At 43.6% G+C, this 22,312-nt stretch carries 13 protein-coding genes; 4 read left to right on the top strand and 9 right to left on the bottom strand.

The features are described from left to right. The 9 genes from RDN93_RS04305 to RDN93_RS04265 form a co-directional block, all read right to left on the bottom strand. Positions 1 to 729, bottom strand: coding sequence for an amino acid racemase (locus tag RDN93_RS04305; protein ID WP_308744337.1), 729 nt, complete (start codon positions 727 to 729; stop codon positions 1 to 3). Beyond that, positions 726 to 1,964: an HAD-IB family phosphatase gene (locus tag RDN93_RS04300; RefSeq protein WP_308744336.1), complete on the bottom strand. Its 1,239-nt coding sequence runs from the start codon at positions 1,962 to 1,964 to the stop codon at positions 726 to 728. Before RDN93_RS04300 ends, RDN93_RS04305 begins: the two co-directional genes overlap by 4 nt. A gap of 40 nt (positions 1,965 to 2,004) precedes the next feature. Continuing rightward, positions 2,005 to 3,927, bottom strand: a complete 1,923-nt coding sequence (locus RDN93_RS04295) for a nucleoside-diphosphate sugar epimerase/dehydratase (protein WP_308744335.1) — start codon at positions 3,925 to 3,927, stop codon at positions 2,005 to 2,007. A gap of 5 nt (positions 3,928 to 3,932) precedes the next feature. Then, the gene (locus tag RDN93_RS04290; RefSeq protein WP_308744333.1) at positions 3,933 to 6,257 is read right to left on the bottom strand and encodes a polysaccharide biosynthesis tyrosine autokinase; all 2,325 of its coding nucleotides are present in this window, start codon (positions 6,255 to 6,257) and stop codon (positions 3,933 to 3,935) included. Positions 6,258 to 6,261: 4 nt separating this feature from the next. Beyond that, a complete protein-coding gene (locus RDN93_RS04285; protein ID WP_308744332.1) occupies positions 6,262 to 7,062 on the bottom strand; it encodes a polysaccharide biosynthesis/export family protein in 801 nt (266 codons plus the stop codon). Between the two features lie 42 nt (positions 7,063 to 7,104). Further along, the gene (locus tag RDN93_RS04280; protein ID WP_308744331.1) at positions 7,105 to 7,683 is read right to left on the bottom strand and encodes a UpxY family transcription antiterminator; all 579 of its coding nucleotides are present in this window, start codon (positions 7,681 to 7,683) and stop codon (positions 7,105 to 7,107) included. A gap of 342 nt (positions 7,684 to 8,025) precedes the next feature. Continuing rightward, the gene (locus tag RDN93_RS04275; protein WP_308744330.1) at positions 8,026 to 8,973 is read right to left on the bottom strand and encodes a tyrosine-type DNA invertase cluster 3b; all 948 of its coding nucleotides are present in this window, start codon (positions 8,971 to 8,973) and stop codon (positions 8,026 to 8,028) included. Positions 8,974 to 9,171: 198 nt separating this feature from the next. Continuing rightward, positions 9,172 to 10,350 carry a heparin lyase I family protein gene (locus tag RDN93_RS04270; protein WP_308744329.1) on the bottom strand — a complete coding sequence of 393 codons (1,179 nt, stop codon included), beginning with the start codon at positions 10,348 to 10,350 and terminating at the stop codon, positions 9,172 to 9,174. A gap of 123 nt (positions 10,351 to 10,473) precedes the next feature. Continuing rightward, complete coding sequence (locus RDN93_RS04265; RefSeq protein ID WP_308744328.1) at positions 10,474 to 11,025, bottom strand: DUF4738 domain-containing protein; 552 nt, start codon at positions 11,023 to 11,025, stop codon at positions 10,474 to 10,476. 114 nt (positions 11,026 to 11,139) lie between these two features. On the opposite strand from RDN93_RS04265, the gene RDN93_RS04260 reads away from it, so the two are divergent. From RDN93_RS04260 to RDN93_RS04245, 4 genes are all read left to right on the top strand, one after another. Beyond that, positions 11,140 to 14,652 (top strand): two-component regulator propeller domain-containing protein, encoded by a 3,513-nt coding sequence (locus tag RDN93_RS04260; RefSeq protein ID WP_308744327.1) that lies wholly within the window; start codon positions 11,140 to 11,142, stop codon positions 14,650 to 14,652. A 175-nt stretch (positions 14,653 to 14,827) separates the two neighbouring features. Continuing rightward, positions 14,828 to 17,434, top strand: coding sequence for a cellulase family glycosylhydrolase (locus RDN93_RS04255; RefSeq protein WP_308744326.1), 2,607 nt, complete (start codon positions 14,828 to 14,830; stop codon positions 17,432 to 17,434). Positions 17,435 to 17,738: 304 nt separating this feature from the next. Then, positions 17,739 to 20,714 (top strand): TonB-dependent receptor, encoded by a 2,976-nt coding sequence (locus RDN93_RS04250; protein ID WP_308744325.1) that lies wholly within the window; start codon positions 17,739 to 17,741, stop codon positions 20,712 to 20,714. A gap of 20 nt (positions 20,715 to 20,734) precedes the next feature. Next, positions 20,735 to 22,312 (top strand): RagB/SusD family nutrient uptake outer membrane protein, encoded by a 1,578-nt coding sequence (locus RDN93_RS04245; RefSeq protein WP_308744324.1) that lies wholly within the window; start codon positions 20,735 to 20,737, stop codon positions 22,310 to 22,312.

Here is a 22,312-nt window from a genome sequence, read left to right as displayed (position 1 = left end):
TCAAAAGTATCTAGGAGCTACTGAAACAATATAATCAGCCAATACACATAAGCTATCTACATATTTGTAATTACAATTATCTTGTGATTGTGGATATACATTACAGATATCAGTACAACCAGCTACAATACAATCGACTCCTTTGTCATAAAAAAGATGATCACAAACCTTTGCAAAACAATTATAAGGATGTAGACCCTCTACCTCAGGATTGGAAAAGCGAATCTTATCTTTAGCATTACAAATACCCTTAGTAACAAGTTTCTGATAATCCTCATTAGGATATACAAATTCAATCTCAGGAGCATAAATAGCAAACCGCTTCTCGTACAGCCCCACTTTACGAAGACCATCAGAACACATCATACCAATTCTATTAACTTCCAAATCATGACAACGCATCGCTACAAGATCTAAAAGGTTAATGAATTTAATCCCGATTCTTTCTGAAAGTTCGTCTATGGCATAATGCGCAGTGTTGCAACACATGCAAAGTTCATCACACCCACATGACTTAAGCTTATTCCCTATTTCTACATAATCTTCTATCCATGAAGGGCCATGTCCTTCAAGATACATACTACGGGAAGGAGCTTGTGTAGCTTGCCAAATTATTATTTCTGGATGATGAGCATCTCGAAAAGCCCCTTCTTTTGTCAGCCGCTCTTCTATGAGCAAATTAAGCTTATTCGTTGCAGCAACACCATTACCACCGATTATTCCAATCATACCTTCCAATCTTTTGTAATTTCTGAAACTCGAATATAATCACTATATGTATCAATATCATAGGCTCTGACCTTGATCCCTCTCATTGGACAAAAGGGTTCAAACATATTAAAAACATTTTGTGAACAATACGTAAGATGTCTCTTATCCATGCAAGCTGGTCCGGTCCATTCGTAATCCCCTCCTTCACGAGAGAAACTTAAGACTTCACCATTCTCATCGGTACGTACGTATACAGAATCCTCACTGGTAATATCACCATAACAAATAAATTCTCCAGGAGTGGCCAACAACATTTTTACATCATCTGGATGAACAAGTAAATCACCATCCCATTCTAATGACTCTCGGTTTGCGTGACGAGCTCCTAAATAATAGCTTGCCCCTGTTTTCGTCTCAAAATAACGATGGTTATAACAGAATATAACATCCTCACGGTACTTCCGAACCTCTTCGATTATTTCTGCACCTTGAAATCCAATGACAAGACGCAAGTCTTCAACTTCTTTAAAGAGTTTTAATTGCCATGAAATAAGCGAATCGCCATTAATTTGCACAAGTGCTTTTGTCAACCCCAACCCAAGCCTACTTCCAATACCAGCACAGCTTATAACCACAGATTTGTTATCGCTATATTGTCCAAGAAGTTGACGCATCTGTCGTATTAATGCATTTTCATTATAAATAACATAATCACAAATAGCCATTAAACTTTGTGCCGGGTTGTGAGTTAATCCCACTGCAATAGAAATATTAGCATGGCGCATAGCTTCAAGATCGTTATTTCCATCTCCAATAAATACTACAGTTTCCCCCAAAGCCTTATATTGGTCAACAACAGCCTCTTTTCTAAGAATAGTTTTTAGCAACACGACTTCGTCATTGTTGCATTCCGCCTCAGAACCATAACATTGACAACCTATCTTTTTAAATAACCCTTCACACCAACAAGTAAGATTGCCAGTAACAATGACACAATCCTCTTTATGTTCCTCAATAAATTTTGCCACTCTTGGATAAAGAGGAACCTGAGCAAGAAGATCAGAAGTCTCTTTAACCGAGTTTTTACCCAATATATTTACTCGACGAATAAAACTCTCAATAAAAGGAACATTCCCTGCTACTGTTTTAGTGGTTAACTCTGCAATCTGTTCTTTGCAGTTAAAATGTTCTGCAATAATAGGAAGAGTCTCTGCAGATGTGACCGTTCCATCAAGATCAAATAAAAATTTCATCTATAGTAATAATATATCAATATATTAGTAACAAATAACATTACTTATCCAACTCCTCAAACCTCGAATTCTTCGACTTAAACTCCGGTACCGTTCTCTTCATCAACTTCACCGTCTCCCAAATCTTCACAGAACGAGATAATCTCTCAAATTCATCGTATGTCTCTACAATATCCTCATACTCATATTTTCGAACCTTAGCTATCTTTATCTTCTTATGATGAGTAGGAATCGTATTCTCTTCATTACTCAAAACTTCCTCATACAATTTCTCTCCCGGACGAAGACCCGTAAATTGAATTTCAATATCCTCTCCCGGCTTATATCCCGCTAACTCTATCATACGAGTAGCCAAATCCACAATCTTCACCGGTTTACCCATCTCGAATACAAAGATTTCATTTCCCTCCCCCATAGTAGCTGCTTCCATCACCAAACGACACGCCTCGGGGATAGTCATGAAATAGCGTATGATATCAGGGTGTGTCACGGTGACGGGACCGCCATTTTCTATTTGTTCCTTGAAGCGGGGAATCACCGAGCCATTACTGCCTAAGACATTGCCGAAACGGGTGGTGATAAATTTGGTTTTACCCTCTATCTTACCTTCTTTAATGGCATAACTCAAACTCTGCACATAGATTTCCGCCAACCGTTTGGAACACCCCATCACATTGGTAGGATTAACAGCCTTATCTGTGGAAACCATTACCATCTTCTCCGCACCATACTTCACTGCCATATCAGCTACTTGGCGGCTACCCGTGACATTCACCAATACAGCCTCGCAAGGATTTTCTTCCATCAGCGGAACATGCTTATAGGCTGCTGCATGAAATATGATTTGAGGATGATAAATTTCAAACACCATACGTAGGCGGTCTATCACACGGACATCTCCTATCACCGGAACAAAATCAAGGTTAGGATACTTCCGCTCACACTCAAGACGAATGTTATGCAAAGGAGTCTCGGCAGAATCAAACATAATCAGTTTACTGATATTCATCTGCGCCAATTGACGGCAAAGTTCACTACCGATACTACCGGCAGCTCCTGTAACCATGACCACCTTTCCACTGAATTCATCAGCGACTTCACCCATATTGATATTAATCTCAGGGCGTCCCAACAAGTCTTCAATCTTTACCGGACGTACCCATTGATGAAAATTCCCGTCTTCATCAGCCTCACTGATAGAAGGAGCAATGAGAGTCTTTATATGGTTATCCTTGCAGTATTGAAGCAAACGGGTCTCTTCCGCACGGGTCGACTCATTGTGAGCAAACAGGATACCTTGAATATGCCGTTTATAGACTAGTTGCTGGAAAGTCTGCTCGTTCGTAAAATAATAGATAGGCAATTCGGCCAGACGACGATGCTTATAGATAGTGCCATAACAATAAAAACCTACAACTTTATAATGAGAGCTATGCAGCAAACGAGTCTTTAAGGCTACGCTTTTATCATCCGTTCCATAAATCAGAATACGCATATTCTCCTTGTTCATCATATCTATCAAGGCCTCGTAGATGATAACCATCAGCATTCGGGATGTAGCAAATGCAATGATAGTCAACATTCCGTCAAATAGGATGAACAAAAGTTTCTGATTGGCCGATAAGCCGACAGAAGTCAAGAATGTAAAGACAGCAATTGCCACACATGCCATCTTAAATAACGAGCTACAAATGAGCGGCCATAAACAGCGCAGTTGAGAATAACGTACAGTATTACGGTATGTGTGAAACAGATAGGAAGCTATCGTAGTAGCAACTGCCGCTAAAGTTCCGACCTGAATCATTCCCCAACCATTCAGTAATGTGCCCGTAAGACAATGTATCCACCAATAAGTGAAACAGGTGGAAGTCACCGAAATGACTAAGTCAATTCCCCATATTATCCAGTAACTAAAATAAGTCCTGCTTATATACCGGATAAATTTTTCCAAATTTTGTTTCATCTCTATTATTTATATTCCTCATATTTATAACCATACCCGTAGCCATAACCATATCCGTAACCGTACCCATATTTTTTCTTTTCAATATGGCTGTCATTCAACACAATACACAAGTGATTAAACTTACCTTCTTTGTGCAGTCGTTCCAATTCCGGAAGATAGCGTCGGTCAAGTTGTCCATCACGAATGACATATAAAGTCAGTTCTGCTACACGATTCACAATGGCGGCATCTGCCACAATTTGTGCCGGAACATTATCCAATATGATATAGTCATAGCGTTTCTTCAGCTCCTCTATTAATTTCTCCAACCGTTCACTCATCAATAGTTCGGAAGGATTAGGCGGAATAGGACCAACAAACAGGGAGTCGACAGACGGATGAATCAGTCCTTTATCCAAAATGCTGTCAACATCATTGTGTTGTCCAGACAGGTATGTGCTCAATCCATCTTTATGTTTAATTCCCGCCAATTTACTTTGCGTTCTCTTACGCATATCAGTATCAACCAATACCACTTTTTTCCCGGCAATAGCGATTGCCACTGCCAAATTGCGAGATACAAACGACTTTCCTTCTCCCGGCATGGTAGAAGTGAACATGAGAACACGCGCATCTTTCGCTACAAAGTTTATATTGGCACGAAGCAGACGAAACGACTCGGAAATAATGTCATTCTTTTTATCGTCTACCACAATGGCATCGTCTGCCATATTTTCTTTACGGGAAGGAATCTCACCTAAAAGTGGAATAGTGGTATAATCTTCAATATCCTTTCTACCGCGGACGGACGTATTCCATAACATGATTAGTATCTGGATTCCCAACGGGATAGCCAGTCCTACAACTAAAGCTGCCAGCAGAAAAGTTGTAGAATGAGGTGCGATAGGGGCATTGGAACCAAATGGAGATTCCACTACACGGATATTCGCTTCCGTTACTGCCAGTTGCAGTGCGTTTTCTTCACGCTTATTTAACAGGAAAGTATATAATGCTTCTTTGATGGATTGCTGACGGATAATGCTTAATGCCATCTTCTCTTGCTTCGGAACAGCCTGAATTTCAGAGTTGATCTGACGTTCTACCGCACGAGTCTTCTCCAACCGTAGACGAAGATTCTTTATATAATTATCCATGGAGCCGGAAATTACCGTACGCATCTCTGCCAAATTCTTATCTGCCGTCTGTACAACGGGATTCTTTGCACCGGATTCAGCCAACAGATGGTTACGTTGAAGCATCAATTCATTATAAGCAGTGATCTGACTTTGTACACTTGCATCTCCAACACCGGATACATTAGGTATTAACTGATTGTTTCGGGTAGCATCCAATAAATAGCTTTTAATGGATTGGGCAATGGACAATTCCGTTTCCATCTGAAGGTTTTCTGTCTTCATGCGGCTGCTTTCCGCAAGAAATTGCGACCCGTTCCCTTCCGAGCCTATAATCCGGTTACGCTGCTTGAAGTCTGTCAGTTCTTCTTCTACATCGCCCAATTCTTTACCGATTACCGCAATACGTTCATCTATGAACTTGGCGGTGTTTACCGCTATGCGGTTCTTGTCTTCAATGATAGTTTCATTATATACATTAATCAAAGCGTTCAGGATCGCATCGGCACGGGATACATTATCTCCCGTACAAGTAATCTGTACCATAGAAGTTCCTTTACCTGCAAGCGAAGTTGAAATACCATCTTTATATATGGACGCTGCCACTTCGGGATTCATTCGTGTCACCAGGACAGGCTTACCTATATAGGTACTAAGATTTTCAGGTCTCAAATTCACTACGATTCTTCCGGCTTCTGTTTGAATGGTATCACCATAAGCGTATTTTTCACCCGAAATGGAGTAGTTCTTCACATCCAATGGAGTGACATTCGTACGATAGTAAGTATGATATGGGTCTATGAAGTTTACTTCAATCGGAGATTCAACATATAAAGATGTATTACGGAAAAAGCCTTCTTTCTCATATGATACATCCAGATGCAGGCGATTGACAACCTCACGCACCAGTTGATGGGAACGGAGTATAAACATTTCATTTTCAACACCACTACCGGTAATTCCGCCTTGCAACTCCAACATAGCCGAAATGTCGGAATTTGCATTCTTTCCTCCCGTCTTTACCAACATCACAGCCTGACGTTGATAAACGGGGACTAAGGTACGGGTATATAGATAAGCGACACTCACACAAATAAACACTGAAAGAGCAAACCAGTACCAATTAGCTATGATTAATTCTACAATATCACGCAAGTTAATATTGAATCCGCTTTCCTTGACTGTTTTCTCATTATTTTCCTGTGTATATTCCATCTTATTATTTCGTAAGAATAAATACTAATGATAATATAGAAGCTAATACGCCGATAATACTACTACCGGCAGACAGATAGGTAAGTGCGGAACTTCCTTTCACATTAATAGCCTTGTTGGGTTCCACATAAACTACATCATTCTGCTGAAGATAAAAAACGGGGGAATTCAAAATATCTTCTCCCGAAGTAAGATCAACGCTATAACTCTTACGTTCACCATTTTCCTCTCGGATAACCAGAATATTCTCCCGATGGGCTGTCGGCGGTAAATCACCTGCCAGTCCGATAGCTTCGAGTATGGTAACACGTTCACCGGGCAAGTCTTTTACTCCGGGACTGCCCACTTCACCGAGCACTACTATTTTTGCACCTTTAAAGCGTACTAATACGGTAGGATCCTTGATATACTCGCCTTCAATAAGTTTGTTTTTAATCGCATCCGCCAATTCTTGGCGTGTCAACCCTGCCGCCTGCATCTCACCCAAAACAGGTATTTCTATTTTACCACTCTGACTGACTAAAAGGCCGGTGCTTTCCTGGGTATTCGTAGACGAACTTGAACCTAATACCTGGCTGTTCGCGAAAGGAGTTAACAACTCCGGAGCCTTACTATTAATCGTAATCAGAAGCTGGTCATCCGGTTTGATACGCAATTCATAATTATTTTCTATTTTCTGTGGATTCTCATGCAGTTTATCAGCACCTTGCAGATAAAGCATCTTTTTGGATGACACACAAGAAGTCATCCCACCCAAAACACATGCTAATAACATAAAAAGGAAGGAAACTCTACAGTTTTTCATATTCATTATAAATTGAGGATAAAACAAAAAAGAGGGGAAAAATTAGTTTTTCTCGCTGATTGCCTCTACATAACCAATAGGCATATCAACACAAGCACAACCAAGCATATTCAAGCGAACGGCAATCTTACTTTTACCGTCAACATTGACCAGTTCACCAACAAGTCCGGTCAAAGGACCTTTGATGACACGAACCTTTTCACCACGTGCCAAAGGAGAACTGTTCATACAGATTGCTTCTTCGGAATAATCAAGCATAAAACGGAAACGCGCCATTTGATCATCAGGAATCACCGCCGGTGCACTCTCACCCCGCATCACCATATAACGACTCACTGTAGAAAAACTCAAAACTTCCATACGCTCTTTCGGATCAACATGGACAAAAACCATCATTGGAAGCAAGACTGACTCGACCATCTTTCGCCGGTCACTCCATTGATGAATTTCCTGTTGGACAGGAACAAAACTCTCAATCCCCATTCTGTCCAAACGCTCTGCAACCTTCTTCTCGTGATGCATACGAACCAAAGCTACATACCAGCGTTTAGAGTGTGCTACGCCTTCCCCTGTCCCATTACTAGGCCCAGCAATTACTGATTTTGCTTTTGTTAAAATCATGTTTTTTTACCCCATATTTGTCCGTTACTTCTTAGGTAACGGATTGAGTACACACAGCAATGAAAAGGGAAATTACACACATAGACAGGGCACGAGAAAAGCAACTGCCTATTATTCAGCGAGAAAGTCCCTGAATTTTGGCAATAAGAAGTTGGAGCATGAAATTTATATTATTTCATGTTCAGATAGTTTTTTGCCCTATGTTTCAGATAAAACTAAAAAAAGTGAAGAAATATTTGTGTGCTATCTATGTTTTTGTCTATCTTTGCGTCAAATTTATATCCGTTACCTAAGAAGTAACGGCTAGTTACTATCACTGATTACCAATACATTATATCATAGTCATCTGCTAGCGCAGTAGTTCCTTACGTAAGATAAATTCCCTTTATTTACCTCTGTACGTTCTTCCAGTCCGAAGCCTTTCAAATAGATTTGCGTGGTCTTTATAGATTTGTGCCCCAATGATTCACTAATCATTTCAATTGAGACTCCCCGATACTTGGCGGTAGTAGCCCAGGAATGGCGGAACGTGTAGGAAGAAACCGGAGAATTCAGATGTAGCGCCCTTGCCAAATCCTTCAAGCTATTATTAAACCGACGGAGGGCAGACTGATATTCACGGTAAGCACGTTCATCTTTCCGTTTCTTGTCACCATGGAGAATATCGAATAGGTAATCAGGGCAATCGGGCAGAGAGTCCTGCTTGTTCCGTAGTTGGTCAATCATTTCCTTTGCACTGTCCAACACCTCCACACTCATAGGAGTTTTAGTTTTGATACGGCTATAACGCAATACATTGCTTTCCAAAGCCGATTTTTCCAAATGAGCCAAATCTGCGAATGACATCCCGCAAAACTGGAACATCAGAGCAGCAATAGATTGTGTACGGCGTAAACGCTCAGACTTAGGATCTTCGTAAAGAAGCTTATGCAGTTCGGCGGCAGACAAGGCTTTTTTCTGACGGACATCCACGCCCGTATAGACATCACTGAACAACCGCGGCACGTAAGAGGCATTCCCCGCTTCCACTCCCCGATTATAAATGCTACGAAGCATGCGCATATACGTAGAAATCGTATTAGGCTTCAGACCACATTCGTTAAGATACTGCCCGTAGCACCGTAAACGCTCACGGGTGACTTGCCTGAACGACAGATTAGATATGCCGCAGAACTTGCTGAAAGAAAAGAGGGCGTTCTTGTAGACGTGCGCCGTAGAGTGGCGTCCCTCTTTTCGTAAACGACCGATGTAGAGTTCCCCACACCGGCTAAATCCATTTTTACTCATCATTTACATCACTAGTTATTTTATACATATACCATTTGGCAGGTGGCAAAAAAACGAATCTTTTCGCATACCTGGAACGTATTTGCCAAACGGCATATGATTATTGACATTTTTTAATATTACCAGATTCACATAAAAAAATATCCGGATGCCCACTGAAGAACATCCGGATAACACACTCTCTTTACCTTTTTGACTAATTTACCTCTCTGAATAGTTTGCCAGATTGTAACATACCGGCTTCGTGCTATTACCTACACGGTAAATACCGAATTTAAAATAATAGCCGTCTTTGTCGTTACGTCCAATCAGGATTTTCTCATTATCCACAATATGTTTACTAACCTTTTTTCCCTTGTCCTGATAGTCCATCTGCACATCAAGCATACCCGGCTTCACGATTGTTTCGGCTTCTTTCCCATAGACCGTCCAGTCAATATGGATACGGAACGTAATCCAGCAATCCTTCGGAAAATCGGCGAAAGGCATCTTGTAAGCAATGGTAGATGCTTTATATTCAGAGGTCACAGGCTTCATTATTTGCGTTTTTTCTACATTTGCGTTGCAACGGTCGTCTTTATCCGTCAGCCATTTACGGTCGGAGTTTGCCTTGATATAAAACCAGCCGCCGGAAAATCCGAATGCCAAAGGCGGATACCCGCCCTGTTCAACCAGCCAGCCGTTGGCTTTACCGGCTACGTACACCGGATTACCTTGTTTGTCTTTTACCGGATTGCCCTGCTTGTCCAGTTTGGCTTTTTTCTCGTGTCCCATGTTCTTCTTGAAGATAGTAGTCTTGTCCAGCTCGATAAATTCATCAACAGTCAGTGTCTTCACTTCACCCTGCGGAGTCTGAACCAAAGTACGGTCCGGCATTCCGTGCCACTGGGCAAAAATTGTCGAGACATCACTGCCCAATGTAGAAGAAATATATACCGAGAACTCATAGTCGCGGGAAGAGCCTTGCGGGCAAGCTCCTTTACCATGATGATATACAGTTTTCATTATTTGTGCCTTTTTATACGTATCGGCAGGCTTCCCTTTGAAATCATCGGAAGTTGCATAACAATAAGAAAATTCCGCACGCCCTTTTGTTTCCCCTTTGGCGTATCCCGACAGTGTGTTATCATCTTCTTTCAGTTCGAAACGATAAGAAGGTTTTCCGTCGAACATACAGGTGAAGTCGCGTTGAATGGCATGCGGCTTTTTAGAACCGACTGCTACCCAGCAACCGTCTATAATCTGATTGATACGTGCCGAATCTGACTGCACGTTTACACGTTCGGTCAGTGGAACCAGCGTTTGTGTATTTTTAGTCTGGGCGGTCAGTGCCGTGCATCCTACTGCTACCACACAGACAGCTAAAATGTTTTTCTTCATTCTATTCGGTATTAAGTTTGTTGACAGTGCAAAAATACGAAAGGCAACCTCTTCGGCTGCCCTTCATTTGTCTCAAATGTTTTCACATTTGTATAATTCTACTGTCAGTACCCGTTCACAGGCTTAATTGGACGGTTCGTCATTATATTCCTCCTCAAGCATATCCACTCTTTGTATGCTCATCTTTCCATCGGCAGTAATGGTGATAGAAAGCGGCATATACAAATCCGTCTGCGGATAACAAACACTTGCCGCATACACTATTCCCTGCGGAGTGGTCTTGTCATATACGATTCCTTCAAGGACAGAATGCGACAGGAATTTAGCATCCACTACGGACGAGAAGTCATTCTTAGTAAAAGTTTTATCAAACACCTTCTCGCTGCCACGTGTCAGGCGCAACACGATTTTATTATCGACATAGGTATCTCCCATTTCGTTGGTGACATGGGGCAGACTTTCGTCCGGCGTACGCGAAACCATGGAATGATAATCTTTTCCTCTAAACTTGAAGTCCGTTTCGCTTTTGGAAGTTTGCATACGTTGCAGTCCGCGGGCATCCACACTGTCCATTGTAGCCAACGTCGATTTATTATCTGAAGCTCCTTTTTTACCGCCACATGCAGTCACAGCCACTGCCAATGGCAACAAAAGCAAATAAATTAGTTTTCTCATACTAAAGTTTTCTGTTTATAAATAGGTAACAAAGGAACAAAAAGAGCGGGATATTTACAAGTGTAACCGACATTTTTCCTACATTTGCGAAATAAAACTTGTAAACCTGATACCATGTACCGACGAATTAGATGGATTCTTTTACTCATTTGCATCTGCTGCATCCCTTGTGATGTATATGGGCAAAAAGTGAATTATCAGCAGTTCGACAATATCTATCTCGGTGCCGAAGCTTCGGTTATCAGTTGTTTCCTGCAAGATAGCGAGGGGCTGATATGGATAGGTTCCAACAAAGGATTATTCAGTTATGACGGCTATTCCACCCAACAACATTTCACGTATGGCGAACGCAATAATACACGCATCTATTGCGGTATTATCGCAGACAATACGTATCTGTATCTGGGAACAGATAACGGAATACTTGTTTACAATTACCACACAGACAAATATGAACAGCCGGAGACGGATTTCCCCACCGATGTCCGCACCATGGCACTTCAGGGAGATACCTTATGGATAGGTTCGTTGAACGGACTCTACACTTACCGGTTAAAAGACCGCAAATTGTCCCGTTTCGACAGCAATCGTAGCGGCTTGTCTCATAATACAATCTATTCTATTATCCACACGAAAGACAATCAGATTTATGTGGGCACTTATAATGGTTTGTGCCGTTATATACCGGAACATGGAAAGTTTAAAAGTATTTTTCTGCCTGTCGACCGGGCGATAAGCAATCTGTTTGTCAATTCCTTATTGGAAGATATCACCCGGCAGTGCATTTGGATTGGCATGGAAGGCTATCTCTTCCAATACATCCCTGCAACAGGAAAGATGAATGCGATAGAAGTTTTTCATAATAACTCCATCAAATCACTGGCTTTGGATGGAGACGGAAACTTATTGGCTGGTACGGATAACGGACTTTATGTATATAAGAACGATGAAGAGCCTTTGCAACATATCATTCATGACTCACGCAATATCCAGTCGCTGACCAACAACATCGTCTGGAATATCTTTTCCGATCAGGAACAGAATATTTGGTTAGGGACTGATTATGGAATCTCTTTGTCACGCTATAACAGTGCCCTGCAATTCGTGCCAATCTCCCAAATCACGGGCACGGGAGACGGAAACCAGTTCTACTCACTGTTCCGCGATTCAAAAGGCTTTTACTGGTTTGGCGGCACGAACGGGCTACTCCGTTTCATCCACCCCACCGGAACACGCCACGAGGCAGCCTGGTATAAAATGGGAGATAAAACATATCCTTTATCCCACAACCGTATCCGTCATATTTACGAAGATAAGGAACAGCAATTATGGATAGCTACGGATGGCAGCATCAACCGTTATAATTATGCCACTCAGCAGTTTATACATTATAACATCATTGACAGCACGGGGACTTACAATACAAACTGGGCTTATTACCTCTTTGAAGACAATTCCGGCCATCTATGGATTGCCACCTGTCTGGGTGGAATCTTTGTAGTAGACAAGCATAAATTAATGCAATCTGCCGGCGGACAATACATAGCCGAACAAAATTACTCCGTTCACAACGGACTGTCGGGTATGTTTATCAATCAAATCATGCCCGATAAAGAAGGGAACGTATGGGTATTGCTGTACAATAGTAAAGGGCTGGACAAAATCGACCCGCGTACACGGCAAATCACCAAGCTATTTGCCGACGAGTTGAGTGGGGAAAAGAGTCCGAACTACCTGCTTTGCGATACAGACGGTATGCTGTGGGTCGGATATCACGGGGGAGTGATGCGTATCAATCCTAAAGACTCCAGCCGGCAAAGCATATCATTCGGAAGTTTCAATAACAACGAGATTCTGTCCATGACATCGGTGAAAGACCATATTTGGGTTTCCACCACCAACGGGCTATGGATTATCGACCGGAAAACAATGGAGGCACGTCAGCAGAATATGACGGACAAACGTTTTACCAGTTTGCTGTTCGATTCGAAGGACGGGAATATCTATCTGGGCGGTGCCGACGGTTTCGCCGTATCCCATCCCGATATACAGGCAATGCATCATCAAGAACGCCCCATTCTCCTGACAGCTCTGTACATCAATAATCAATTGATGAATCCGGCTACCGCAGATATCCCCAATATCCGCTACACAAACGCCATTGAATTGAAGCATGACCAGAACAATCTGGCTTTTGAGTTGTCCGACCTCCCCTATTCTCTCGAAGAAAAAAACAAATTCGTTTACAGGCTTGAAGGGATGGATAAAGAATGGAATTCTCTGAAATCCAACACAAACCGCATCACTTACAGCAATTTAAGCTATGGAGATTATCAGCTACTTATCAGCAAAGTAGAAAAGAACGGATTTCCTTCCGAGCACCCTTATATATTGGATATAAAGATTCTGCCACCCTGGTATTATACGCTTTGGGCGAAAGTACTCTACTGCCTTTTATTCCTGAGCCTGGTCGCTTGGACCATCAACTTTTTCCGGGTTAAAAACCGGTTGAAGATGGAACGTCTGGAGAAAGAGAAGATTCTGGAACAGTCACGTCAGAAAATGGCATTCTTCACCAACCTGTCCAATGAACTGAAAACGCCCCTCAGCCGGATTATCGCTCCTGTCAGCCAATTGCTTCCTGCCGCGGAAGCGACGCACGAGAAGCAAACTCTGGAAGAAGTGCAACGTAATGCGATGAAGATAAACTCATTGATTCATCAGGTGCTCAACTTCAACCGGATTGAAGACAATGCGGATTCGTTGCTTATCCTGTCGCGTATTGAATTGGTATCTTTCAGTCGCAGCCTGTTCTCCGTTTATGAAGAAAACCCGCGGCTCACTTTCCAGTTCGAAGCGAACAAGGCCAAGATTTATGCGGATATGGATGCTATCAAACTGGGAGTGATACTGGACAGCCTGCTCTCAAATGCCGTGAAGTTTACCCCGGACGGCGGAAGCGTACGTCTCTCCCTTTTCTATTCGCAGGAAAGCGGGCAACTGGATATTTGTGTTTCAGACACCGGAACCGGAATTTCACAACAGGACATTCCATATATCTTCCAGCGCTTTTACCAGTCTCCCCGCTCGGGACATAAGGATGGCACAGGTATCGGACTTTATCTGGTGAAAACTTATACGGAACTGCATGGAGGACATATCAACGGGGTCACTTCTGAAGAGAACCAGGGAACGAGTGTAGGGCTGAGCATTCCTGTCGCCGCCATCGAAGAGGAAGAAGTACCGGCTAATCAGACGAAAAAGTCGTTGGAATCACTGCCTGTACTCAAACCGATTGAAGCCGAATCCCAGGATGAGAAATTCCTGTCGAATATTATCCGCCTGATCGAAGACCATCTTTCCGACGCAGACCTGAATGTTAATGCTTTGTGCGAACTTTCCGGCTTCAGTAACAAGCAGATTTACCGGAAGATTAAACAACTGACGGGAATGTCTCCGGTAGAATATATCAAGTCCATCCGGATGAAAAAGGCGGCAATGTTATTGCAACAGAAGAAATTCACTGTTGCCGAAGTGATGTATATGGTAGGTTTCTCCAATCACTCTTATTTCTCCAAATGTTTCCAGGCTGAGTTCGGAGAAACGCCGAAGCAATATATGCAATGAGACAATTCAACGCTTCTTCACCGCCACTTTAAAATATGAACTTATAAATAACGCTTTCATAGGAAGTTAAGCCTCTTTCGTCCTATTTTTATCCTTATATGTCCAATCTGTGCTTTCATCAAATCAGCACTTCGTATACCTTTGTCGGCATAAATAACCCGCTAAATTTGATAGCATGAAAAGACAGTTTATCCTTACCTTTATTTGCTTGTTGTTCCTCTTCACCGGTATACAGGGGAAAACGAATCCACCTATTATATATATAGACGGAAACGGAGTGATGCGCTGGAGCGACACCCGCGAAGAGGCCTCTTTCTTCGGAACGAATTATACCTTGCCTTTCGCCCACGCCTACCGCGCACTCGGCTATCTGGGATTCGACCGCAAAACTGCTATAGATAAAGATGTATACCATCTCTCCCGCCTGGGACTGAACGCCTACCGCATTCATCTATGGGACGTGGAACTGACCGACGAACAGGGTAATCTACTCGAAAACGAGCATCTTGACCTCATGGATTATCTGATTGCCAAGCTCAAAGAGCGCAATATCCATATTGTCATCACCGCACAGACTAACTTCGGAAATGGTTACCCGGAACGAAACATACAAACGGGTGGTTTCTCTTATAAATATGATAAATGCGATATACACTCCAACCCGCAAGCTATCAGCGCACAGGAAACTTATCTCCGTGACCTGGTGAAACATACCAATCCTTATACGGGACTGGCTTATAAGGACGACCCTTCTATCGTAGGTTTCGAGATTAATAACGAACCCTGCCATTCCGGCACAAAAGAAGATGTAAAAACCTATATCAACCGGATGCTGAAAGCAATCAATAAAACAGGAAACCGCAAGCCTGTATTCTATAATGTAAGCCATAACGGATATGTGGTAGATGCTTACTATGAGACAGCCATTCAGGGAACTACCTATCAATGGTATCCTATCGGACTGGTGGCCGGACACACGCAACAAGGGAATTTTCTCCCTTACGTAGACCGTTATGACATTCCCTTTGCCGATAAAGTGAAAGGATTCAACAAGAAAGCACGGATGATATATGAATTCGACCCGGCGGATATTATGTATTCTTATATGTATCCGGCTATGGCGCGTACTTTCCGCACAGCCGGTTTCCAGTGGATTACGCAGTTTGCCTATGACCCGATAGACATTGCGTCTGCCAATACGGAATATCAGACTCATTTTCTGAATCTTGCCTATACTCCCAATAAAGCTATCAGTATGAAAATCGCCGCCGAAGCTGCCCGAAGTTTGAAAAGAGGAGAATCGTATGGAAGCTATCCGCAGGATACTATATTCGGTGACGGCTTTCGCGTCAGTTATACGGAAGATTTAAGTGAGTTGAATAATGGGGAGAAGTTTTATTACTCCAATCAGACAAATACACAGCCCAGGGATGCATCAAAGTTGGTTTCAATTGCCGGATGCGGCAGTTCGCCGATAGTAGGTTATGAGGGTACGGGAGCTTATTTCATTGATTGCCTCGAATCAGGAGTATGGCGACTCGAAATAATGCCGGATGCGATAGTAGTCAATGACCCGTTTGCCAAGCCGTCACCCGAGAAGGAAGTGGTCAGCATTATTTACGGTGCATGGGATATGGCCTTACAAATCCCCGATTTGGGTAAAGTATTTACTCTTACCGCTCTAAATAAGGAGAATAGCCGGAAAGAAGAAACAGTAACGGATGGAGTTATCCGTGACCTTCATCCGGGTGTTTATCTGTTGAAACGTAACGGTTGCAACCCGAAGCAGAACTGGAAAAGGGATTCCCAATGGAATTCGATTCGAATCGGAGAATTTGTTGCTCCCGCTCCCCGCGCTATGAATTATAAAGTCGCCCATACTCCGGCAACAACTGTTGAAGCAGGCAAAACGCTGACTATTAACGCACAAGTAGCAGGAAGTGTTTTACCCGATTCCGTCATCATCTACACAGATAAGGTTTCTTTCTGGAACGAGCATAACCCGTATATAAAGATGAAACGTACAAACGGATATACATATCAGGCTACTATTCCTGCCGAAAAAATAAAGGAAGATTGTTTCAGGTATAACATCATCGTCTGCCGGGGCGACAGCACCCGTACTTATCCTGCCGGAAACTCCGCCACCGGAAATTCCTCGGGAACAAAAGGAACTCCATTAGACTGGAACTACACTTCCGATTCATACTGGACTACTCGTGTTGTCGTCCCAGGCAGTGCGATACAACTGCTGAAAATAACAGATACAGATAACCGGATAGAAGCATATACGCTTCCCGAATGGAACGACCTGCAACGTACTTTGATTGATTCTTCTCCGGTTGAAAAGCCGCTGCGCCGGTTCAGATTCACGCCGAAAGGAGAGAATCCGCAACACTTTCTCCGCACATTCGTGAAAGATGGAATCGAAGAAAGAAAAGATAAAGTGAAAAACTGTACTACGCTCTGCATTCGCGTAAACTGCGACAAGCCCCTTCCACAAGGATTCAGCGCAGGTTTCGTCACTTCGGACGGATATACTTACAAAAGCTTATGCCCTGCTCCGACTGCAGATGGTATTATACGGATACCTCTGAAAAAGTTGCGCCAGACGGACACGGCATTATTGCCCATAGCTTATCCGACATTCCTGAAACAATATTTCCACCCGGAGACGGGAATTCCTTTCCGACCGGAAAAGATAGAGAAACTGGAACTGTCGATGTCGGGAGCCGGCGAGCCAACCGTAGAGATTGAACTCGGTGATGTATGGCTGGAATAAACGTATCTAAGAGTTTTTATTTAATACAGAAAATAAGAGTTTTCAGTGCGGAGAATAAGAATTTTGAGTGCAGTAAACTATAATCTTTTATGCACTCGCGTAGTTGTCCCGTTGCAAGGTGACAATAGTCACCTTATAAAGAAACAAATGTCACTCTATAACATGACATTTATCACGATGCTATGTGACCACCAGCTTCCAAAAGGCGGAAAATTCTTAAAGATACGAAATATATTAGTGAAAAGCAAGAGAAGAAATAAATAAGAATCAATACAATAAATCTATTATCAATAACACATTAATTATGAATAGGAACATCTTAAATCTACGCCATCTGACTGTACTGCTAATATTGTGTACAGCCTTTTTAGGAGGCGCGATTCCTGCCCTCGCCCAACAGGCTGGCAAAAAAATCACCGGACAAGTGATTGATGAGAACAAAGAACCGATGATTGGAGTAAGCATCCTCATCATGGGCACTTCTACCGGTACGGTTACCGACTTTGACGGTAACTACACATTGAACGTGCCGCAAGGCAGCAAAGAGTTGCAATTCTCTTATGTAGGATACGAAACAAAAGTCGTAGCCCTTCCTGCAAGCGGTTCTGTATTGAACGTACAGATGAAAAGCGATTCTCAGGTATTAAGTGACGTAGTCGTTATCGGATATGGTACGCAACGTAAGAGTGACCTGACCGGCTCGGTGACAAACGTCAGCAGCAAAGACTTCAATATGGGACTGGTCAGTTCTCCCGAGCAACTGATTAACGGCAAAATCTCCGGTGTGCAGATTATGTCCAACAGCGGTTCGCCCACGGCGGGAAGTACGATTCGCGTACGTGGCGGTGCCTCACTGAATGCCAGCAATGACCCGTTGATTGTATTGGACGGTGTCCCTTTGGAACAGGGCGGTATCAGCGGCAACGACGGAAACTTCCTGAGCCTCATCAACCCGAACGACATTGAAAGCATGACGATTCTAAAAGACGCTTCTTCCACCGCCATCTACGGTTCGCGTGCCTCCAACGGGGTAATCCTTATCACTACCAAGAAAGGGACTTCGGACAAATTGCAAATCACATTCAGCACTACCAATTCCATTCAGACGCGTACGAAACTGGCGGATATGTTGAGCTACGACCAGTTCGTCAACACAATCCGGACGCAAGGGACTACCGCCCAGCAAGCTCTGTTGGGAACAGCCCGCACGGACTGGAACGATGAGATTTATCAGAACGCTTTCGGCACGGACAACAATCTGAGCATCTCCGGAAAGATTGCCAAGAACTGGCCGTTCCGTGTGTCGGTAGGCTATTATAACCAAAGCGGTCTGCTACGCACCGACAATGCGGAACGCTATACGGGAAGCATCATGCTGACTCCTTCTTTCTTCAAAGACCACTTGAAGTTGAATATCAACGCCAAAGGTTCTATCAATAACAACACATTCGGCAATACAGACGCCATCTGGGCGGCGGCCACCATGAATCCGACGGTTCCCGTCTATTCGGGACTGGATACCTTCGGCGGATACACGGAAGCAACGGACAACACAGGAGCTCCCGTCAACGGTGCTGTAATGAATCCCGTAGGACTTGTTAAAATGAATGATTCTCAAAGTAACGTAAGACGTTTTATCGGAAATGTAGATGCGGATTACCGTGTTCATTTCTTCCCCGACCTAAAGCTGCACGCTACACTGGGTTATGACTACGCACAAGGCAAGGGCAGCGTATATGTCCCGGCAGAAGCGGCACAAAACTATAATACCTCCGGTCTGGATTACAGCTACGGCCCCGAAAAGAAGGAAAACCGCCTGCTCACCTTATACGCCAATTACAACAAACTCGTCGAATCTATCAAGAGCAGCTTTGACGTGACAGCCGGCTACGACTATCAGTACTGGAAATCGACCACTCCGCTTTATAGCGAAATGAATACGCTGGGAGAGATACAAAAGACTTCCAAGGCGAAGGACGAACGCCACGTGTTGCTCTCCTACTACGGCCGTCTGAATTATTCGTTCGATTCACGATATATGTTGACTACGACTATCCGCCGGGACGCCACTTCACGCTTTGCCAAGAATGTACGTTGGGGTACTTTCCCTTCGGTAGCTTTGGGCTGGAGAGTGACGGAAGAATCTTTCCTGAAAGAAAATAAAGTATTGAGCAACCTGAAAATCCGTGCAAGCTACGGTGTGACCGGACAGCAGGACGGTATCGGCAACTATAATTATCTGCCTATCTACACTCAGAGCCAGAATGGAGCGGAAGCCAGCATGGGCAACGGATACATTCATACCTATCGTCCCAGTTCGTACGTGCCCGACTTGAAATGGGAAACGACCACTTCATGGAACGTCGGATTTGACTTCGGCTTCCTGAAAGACCGGATTACAGGTAGCTTCGACTACTACACCCGTCAGACAAAAGATTTGATTGCCACAGTTCCCGCTGCTGCCGGAACGACTTTCGACCGTAATATCACTACGAACGTAGGAAATGTGGACAGCCGGGGTATCGAATTCAGCATTAACGCAACACCCGTTCAGACTAAAGACTGGAACTGGGATGTCAGCTTCAATATGACCTGGCAGAAGATGAAAGTCAAGAACCTGTCGCTCGTTGCCGGTGCCGCCGCAACCAATACTTCGGTCGGCCCAACCATCGACAGCTATCAAGTGCAGACGTTGACCGAAGGATATGCTCCTTATATGTTCTACGTGTATCACCAGCTCTATGACGAAAAGACCGGAAAGCCCGTAGAAGGCGCTTACGTGGACCTCAACGGAGACGGGGAAATCAACACGGAAGATTTATACCGTTACCACTCTCCCGCTCCCGACTATATCCTCGGTTTCAGCACTTCCCTACGCTGGAAGAAATGGACATTAAATACCAGTCTGCGTGCCAATATCGGTAACTACGTCTACAATGCCATGGCAATGAATGCCGGAGCTTGGGAAACAGTGAGCTACAACTCTTATCAGTTGAACAACCTGTCGACCAGTTATCTGAAAACCGGATTCAAGACCCGCCAATACTTGTCCGACTATTATGTAGAGAATGCTTCTTTCCTGAAAATGGATAACTTGTCACTGAACTATAACTTCGGGCAGATTTGCAAAGGATGCAGCCTGAATGTCAGTGCAATGGTTCAGAATGTATTCTGCATCACGAAGTACAGCGGCGTAGACCCGGAAGTGCCGAACGGTGTAGATAATTCTTTCTACCCGCGTCCGCGTACATTCTCACTTAACGTAGGTTTCAACTTCTAATCACTAAAAACAAGCGAATCATGAAAAAGATATTATATACAGCCTTCTATTTTTGCAGCACATTGCTGCTGGGTTCCTGTATAGGCGACTTAGACCAATATCCGCACGAAGACGAAACATCTTCTACGATTTATACAAGTGCCGATAATTATAAAGCCGTTTTAGGTAAAATATATGCCGCTATGGTCACCACAGGCCAAGAAAAAGGCGGTGATCCGGATCTGAGCAGTAACAGCGGCCAGGATTATATGCGTTGCTTCTTCAATCTACAGGAATGTGGAACGGACGAGGTAGCTTCCACCTGGCTGTCAGGCGATAACGTTACCGGACTGACTTATCTGAGTTGGGATGCCAACGACCCTTGGGTATCGGATATGTACTATCGTATTTATTACAACATCGCACTGTGCAACGAGTTTCTCCGTAATGCTACGGATGAAAAACTCTCCCAATTCACGGAACAGGAACAGGGTGAAATCCGTCATTACCGTGCCGAAGCCCGTTTCATGCGTGCCTTGTTCTACTATCATGCAATGGATTTGTTCCGTAATATCCCATTTATTACAGAGAATGACCCGACTGTCGGCTATCTGCCTCCGCGATATACAGCTACACAGGTTTTCAGCTATATTGAATCAGAACTGACAAGCATCACGAGCGATATGCTCGACAAAGCCAACTGTCCTTACGGACGGGCTTCCCAGGGAGCTGCCTACACATTGCTGGCCAAACTGTATCTGAATGCGGAAGTTTACATCAATACACCAAAATATACCGAATGTATCAGTGCCTGCAAAGAAGTTATCAAGCAGGGATATTCGCTGGAAGATGATTATAGCAAACTGTTCAATGCAGATAATGATAAACGCACTGCCAATGAAATCATCTTTACCTTGCCGGTAGACGCTACGCATACCGTATCATGGGGTTCTTCCACTTACATTGTCTGCGGTGCGGTAAGTAATACCTCGGACTTGCAGAAACCGGAAGATTACGGAGTGAAAAGCGGTTGGGGCATGTTCCGTGTACGTGGAGAAATCCCTTCCCTGTTCACGGGAGAAGAGGATAAACGTGTTATGTTCTTCACCGACGGGCAAACGCTGAACTTGGATAAGATAGACAACCAAAGCAATGGTTACTTTGTCACTAAATGGACTAACCTGACTGATGCAGGGGAAACAGCCTCGAATACAGCAGATGGTGGCGTCAATACGGACTATCCTTTGTTTCGCCTGGCAGATGTGTATCTGATGATGGCAGAAGCCGTAGTACGCGGCGGAAGCGGAAGCGACAGGGGTACAATCCTGGGATATATAAACGAATTGCAAGAACGTGCTTACGGTGATGACAGCCATAAAAAAACCGATGCAGACCTAACGGAAGATTTCATTCTGAAAGAACGTGCCCGCGAACTTTATTGGGAAGGCCATCGCCGTACAGACCTAATCCGCTTCGGTATGTTCACAACCAACAAATATTTATGGCAATGGAAAGGTGGGGAAAAGAATGGCGCGCCGGTCAACAGCAAGTACAATATCTACCCGATACCCAACACTGAACTCACCGCAAATCCGAATTTATTCAATGAGAATTATTAA

The organism is uncultured Bacteroides sp., assembly GCF_902491285.1.
GTDB lineage: Bacteria > Bacteroidota > Bacteroidia > Bacteroidales > Bacteroidaceae > Bacteroides.
This window is presented reverse-complemented; position numbering and strand designations above follow the sequence as displayed.

Bases quoted from the DNA above. Each gene is read 5' to 3' on its own strand.
- RDN93_RS04305 (WP_308744337.1), bottom strand. From the start codon at position 729: ATGATTGGAATAATCGGTGGTAATGGTGTTGCTGCAACGAATAAGCTT.
- RDN93_RS04300 (WP_308744336.1), bottom strand. From the start codon at position 1,964: ATGAAATTTTTATTTGATCTTGATGGAACGGTCACATCTGCAGAGACT.
- RDN93_RS04295 (WP_308744335.1), bottom strand. From the start codon at position 3,927: ATGAAACAAAATTTGGAAAAATTTATCCGGTATATAAGCAGGACTTAT.
- RDN93_RS04290 (WP_308744333.1), bottom strand. From the start codon at position 6,257: ATGGAATATACACAGGAAAATAATGAGAAAACAGTCAAGGAAAGCGGA.
- RDN93_RS04285 (WP_308744332.1), bottom strand. From the start codon at position 7,062: ATGAAAAACTGTAGAGTTTCCTTCCTTTTTATGTTATTAGCATGTGTT.
- RDN93_RS04280 (WP_308744331.1), bottom strand. From the start codon at position 7,683: ATGATTTTAACAAAAGCAAAATCAGTAATTGCTGGGCCTAGTAATGGG.
- RDN93_RS04275 (WP_308744330.1), bottom strand. From the start codon at position 8,973: ATGATGAGTAAAAATGGATTTAGCCGGTGTGGGGAACTCTACATCGGT.
- RDN93_RS04270 (WP_308744329.1), bottom strand. From the start codon at position 10,350: ATGAAGAAAAACATTTTAGCTGTCTGTGTGGTAGCAGTAGGATGCACG.
- RDN93_RS04265 (WP_308744328.1), bottom strand. From the start codon at position 11,025: ATGAGAAAACTAATTTATTTGCTTTTGTTGCCATTGGCAGTGGCTGTG.
- RDN93_RS04260 (WP_308744327.1), top strand. From the start codon at position 11,140: ATGTACCGACGAATTAGATGGATTCTTTTACTCATTTGCATCTGCTGC.
- RDN93_RS04255 (WP_308744326.1), top strand. From the start codon at position 14,828: ATGAAAAGACAGTTTATCCTTACCTTTATTTGCTTGTTGTTCCTCTTC.
- RDN93_RS04250 (WP_308744325.1), top strand. From the start codon at position 17,739: ATGAATAGGAACATCTTAAATCTACGCCATCTGACTGTACTGCTAATA.
- RDN93_RS04245 (WP_308744324.1), top strand. From the start codon at position 20,735: ATGAAAAAGATATTATATACAGCCTTCTATTTTTGCAGCACATTGCTG.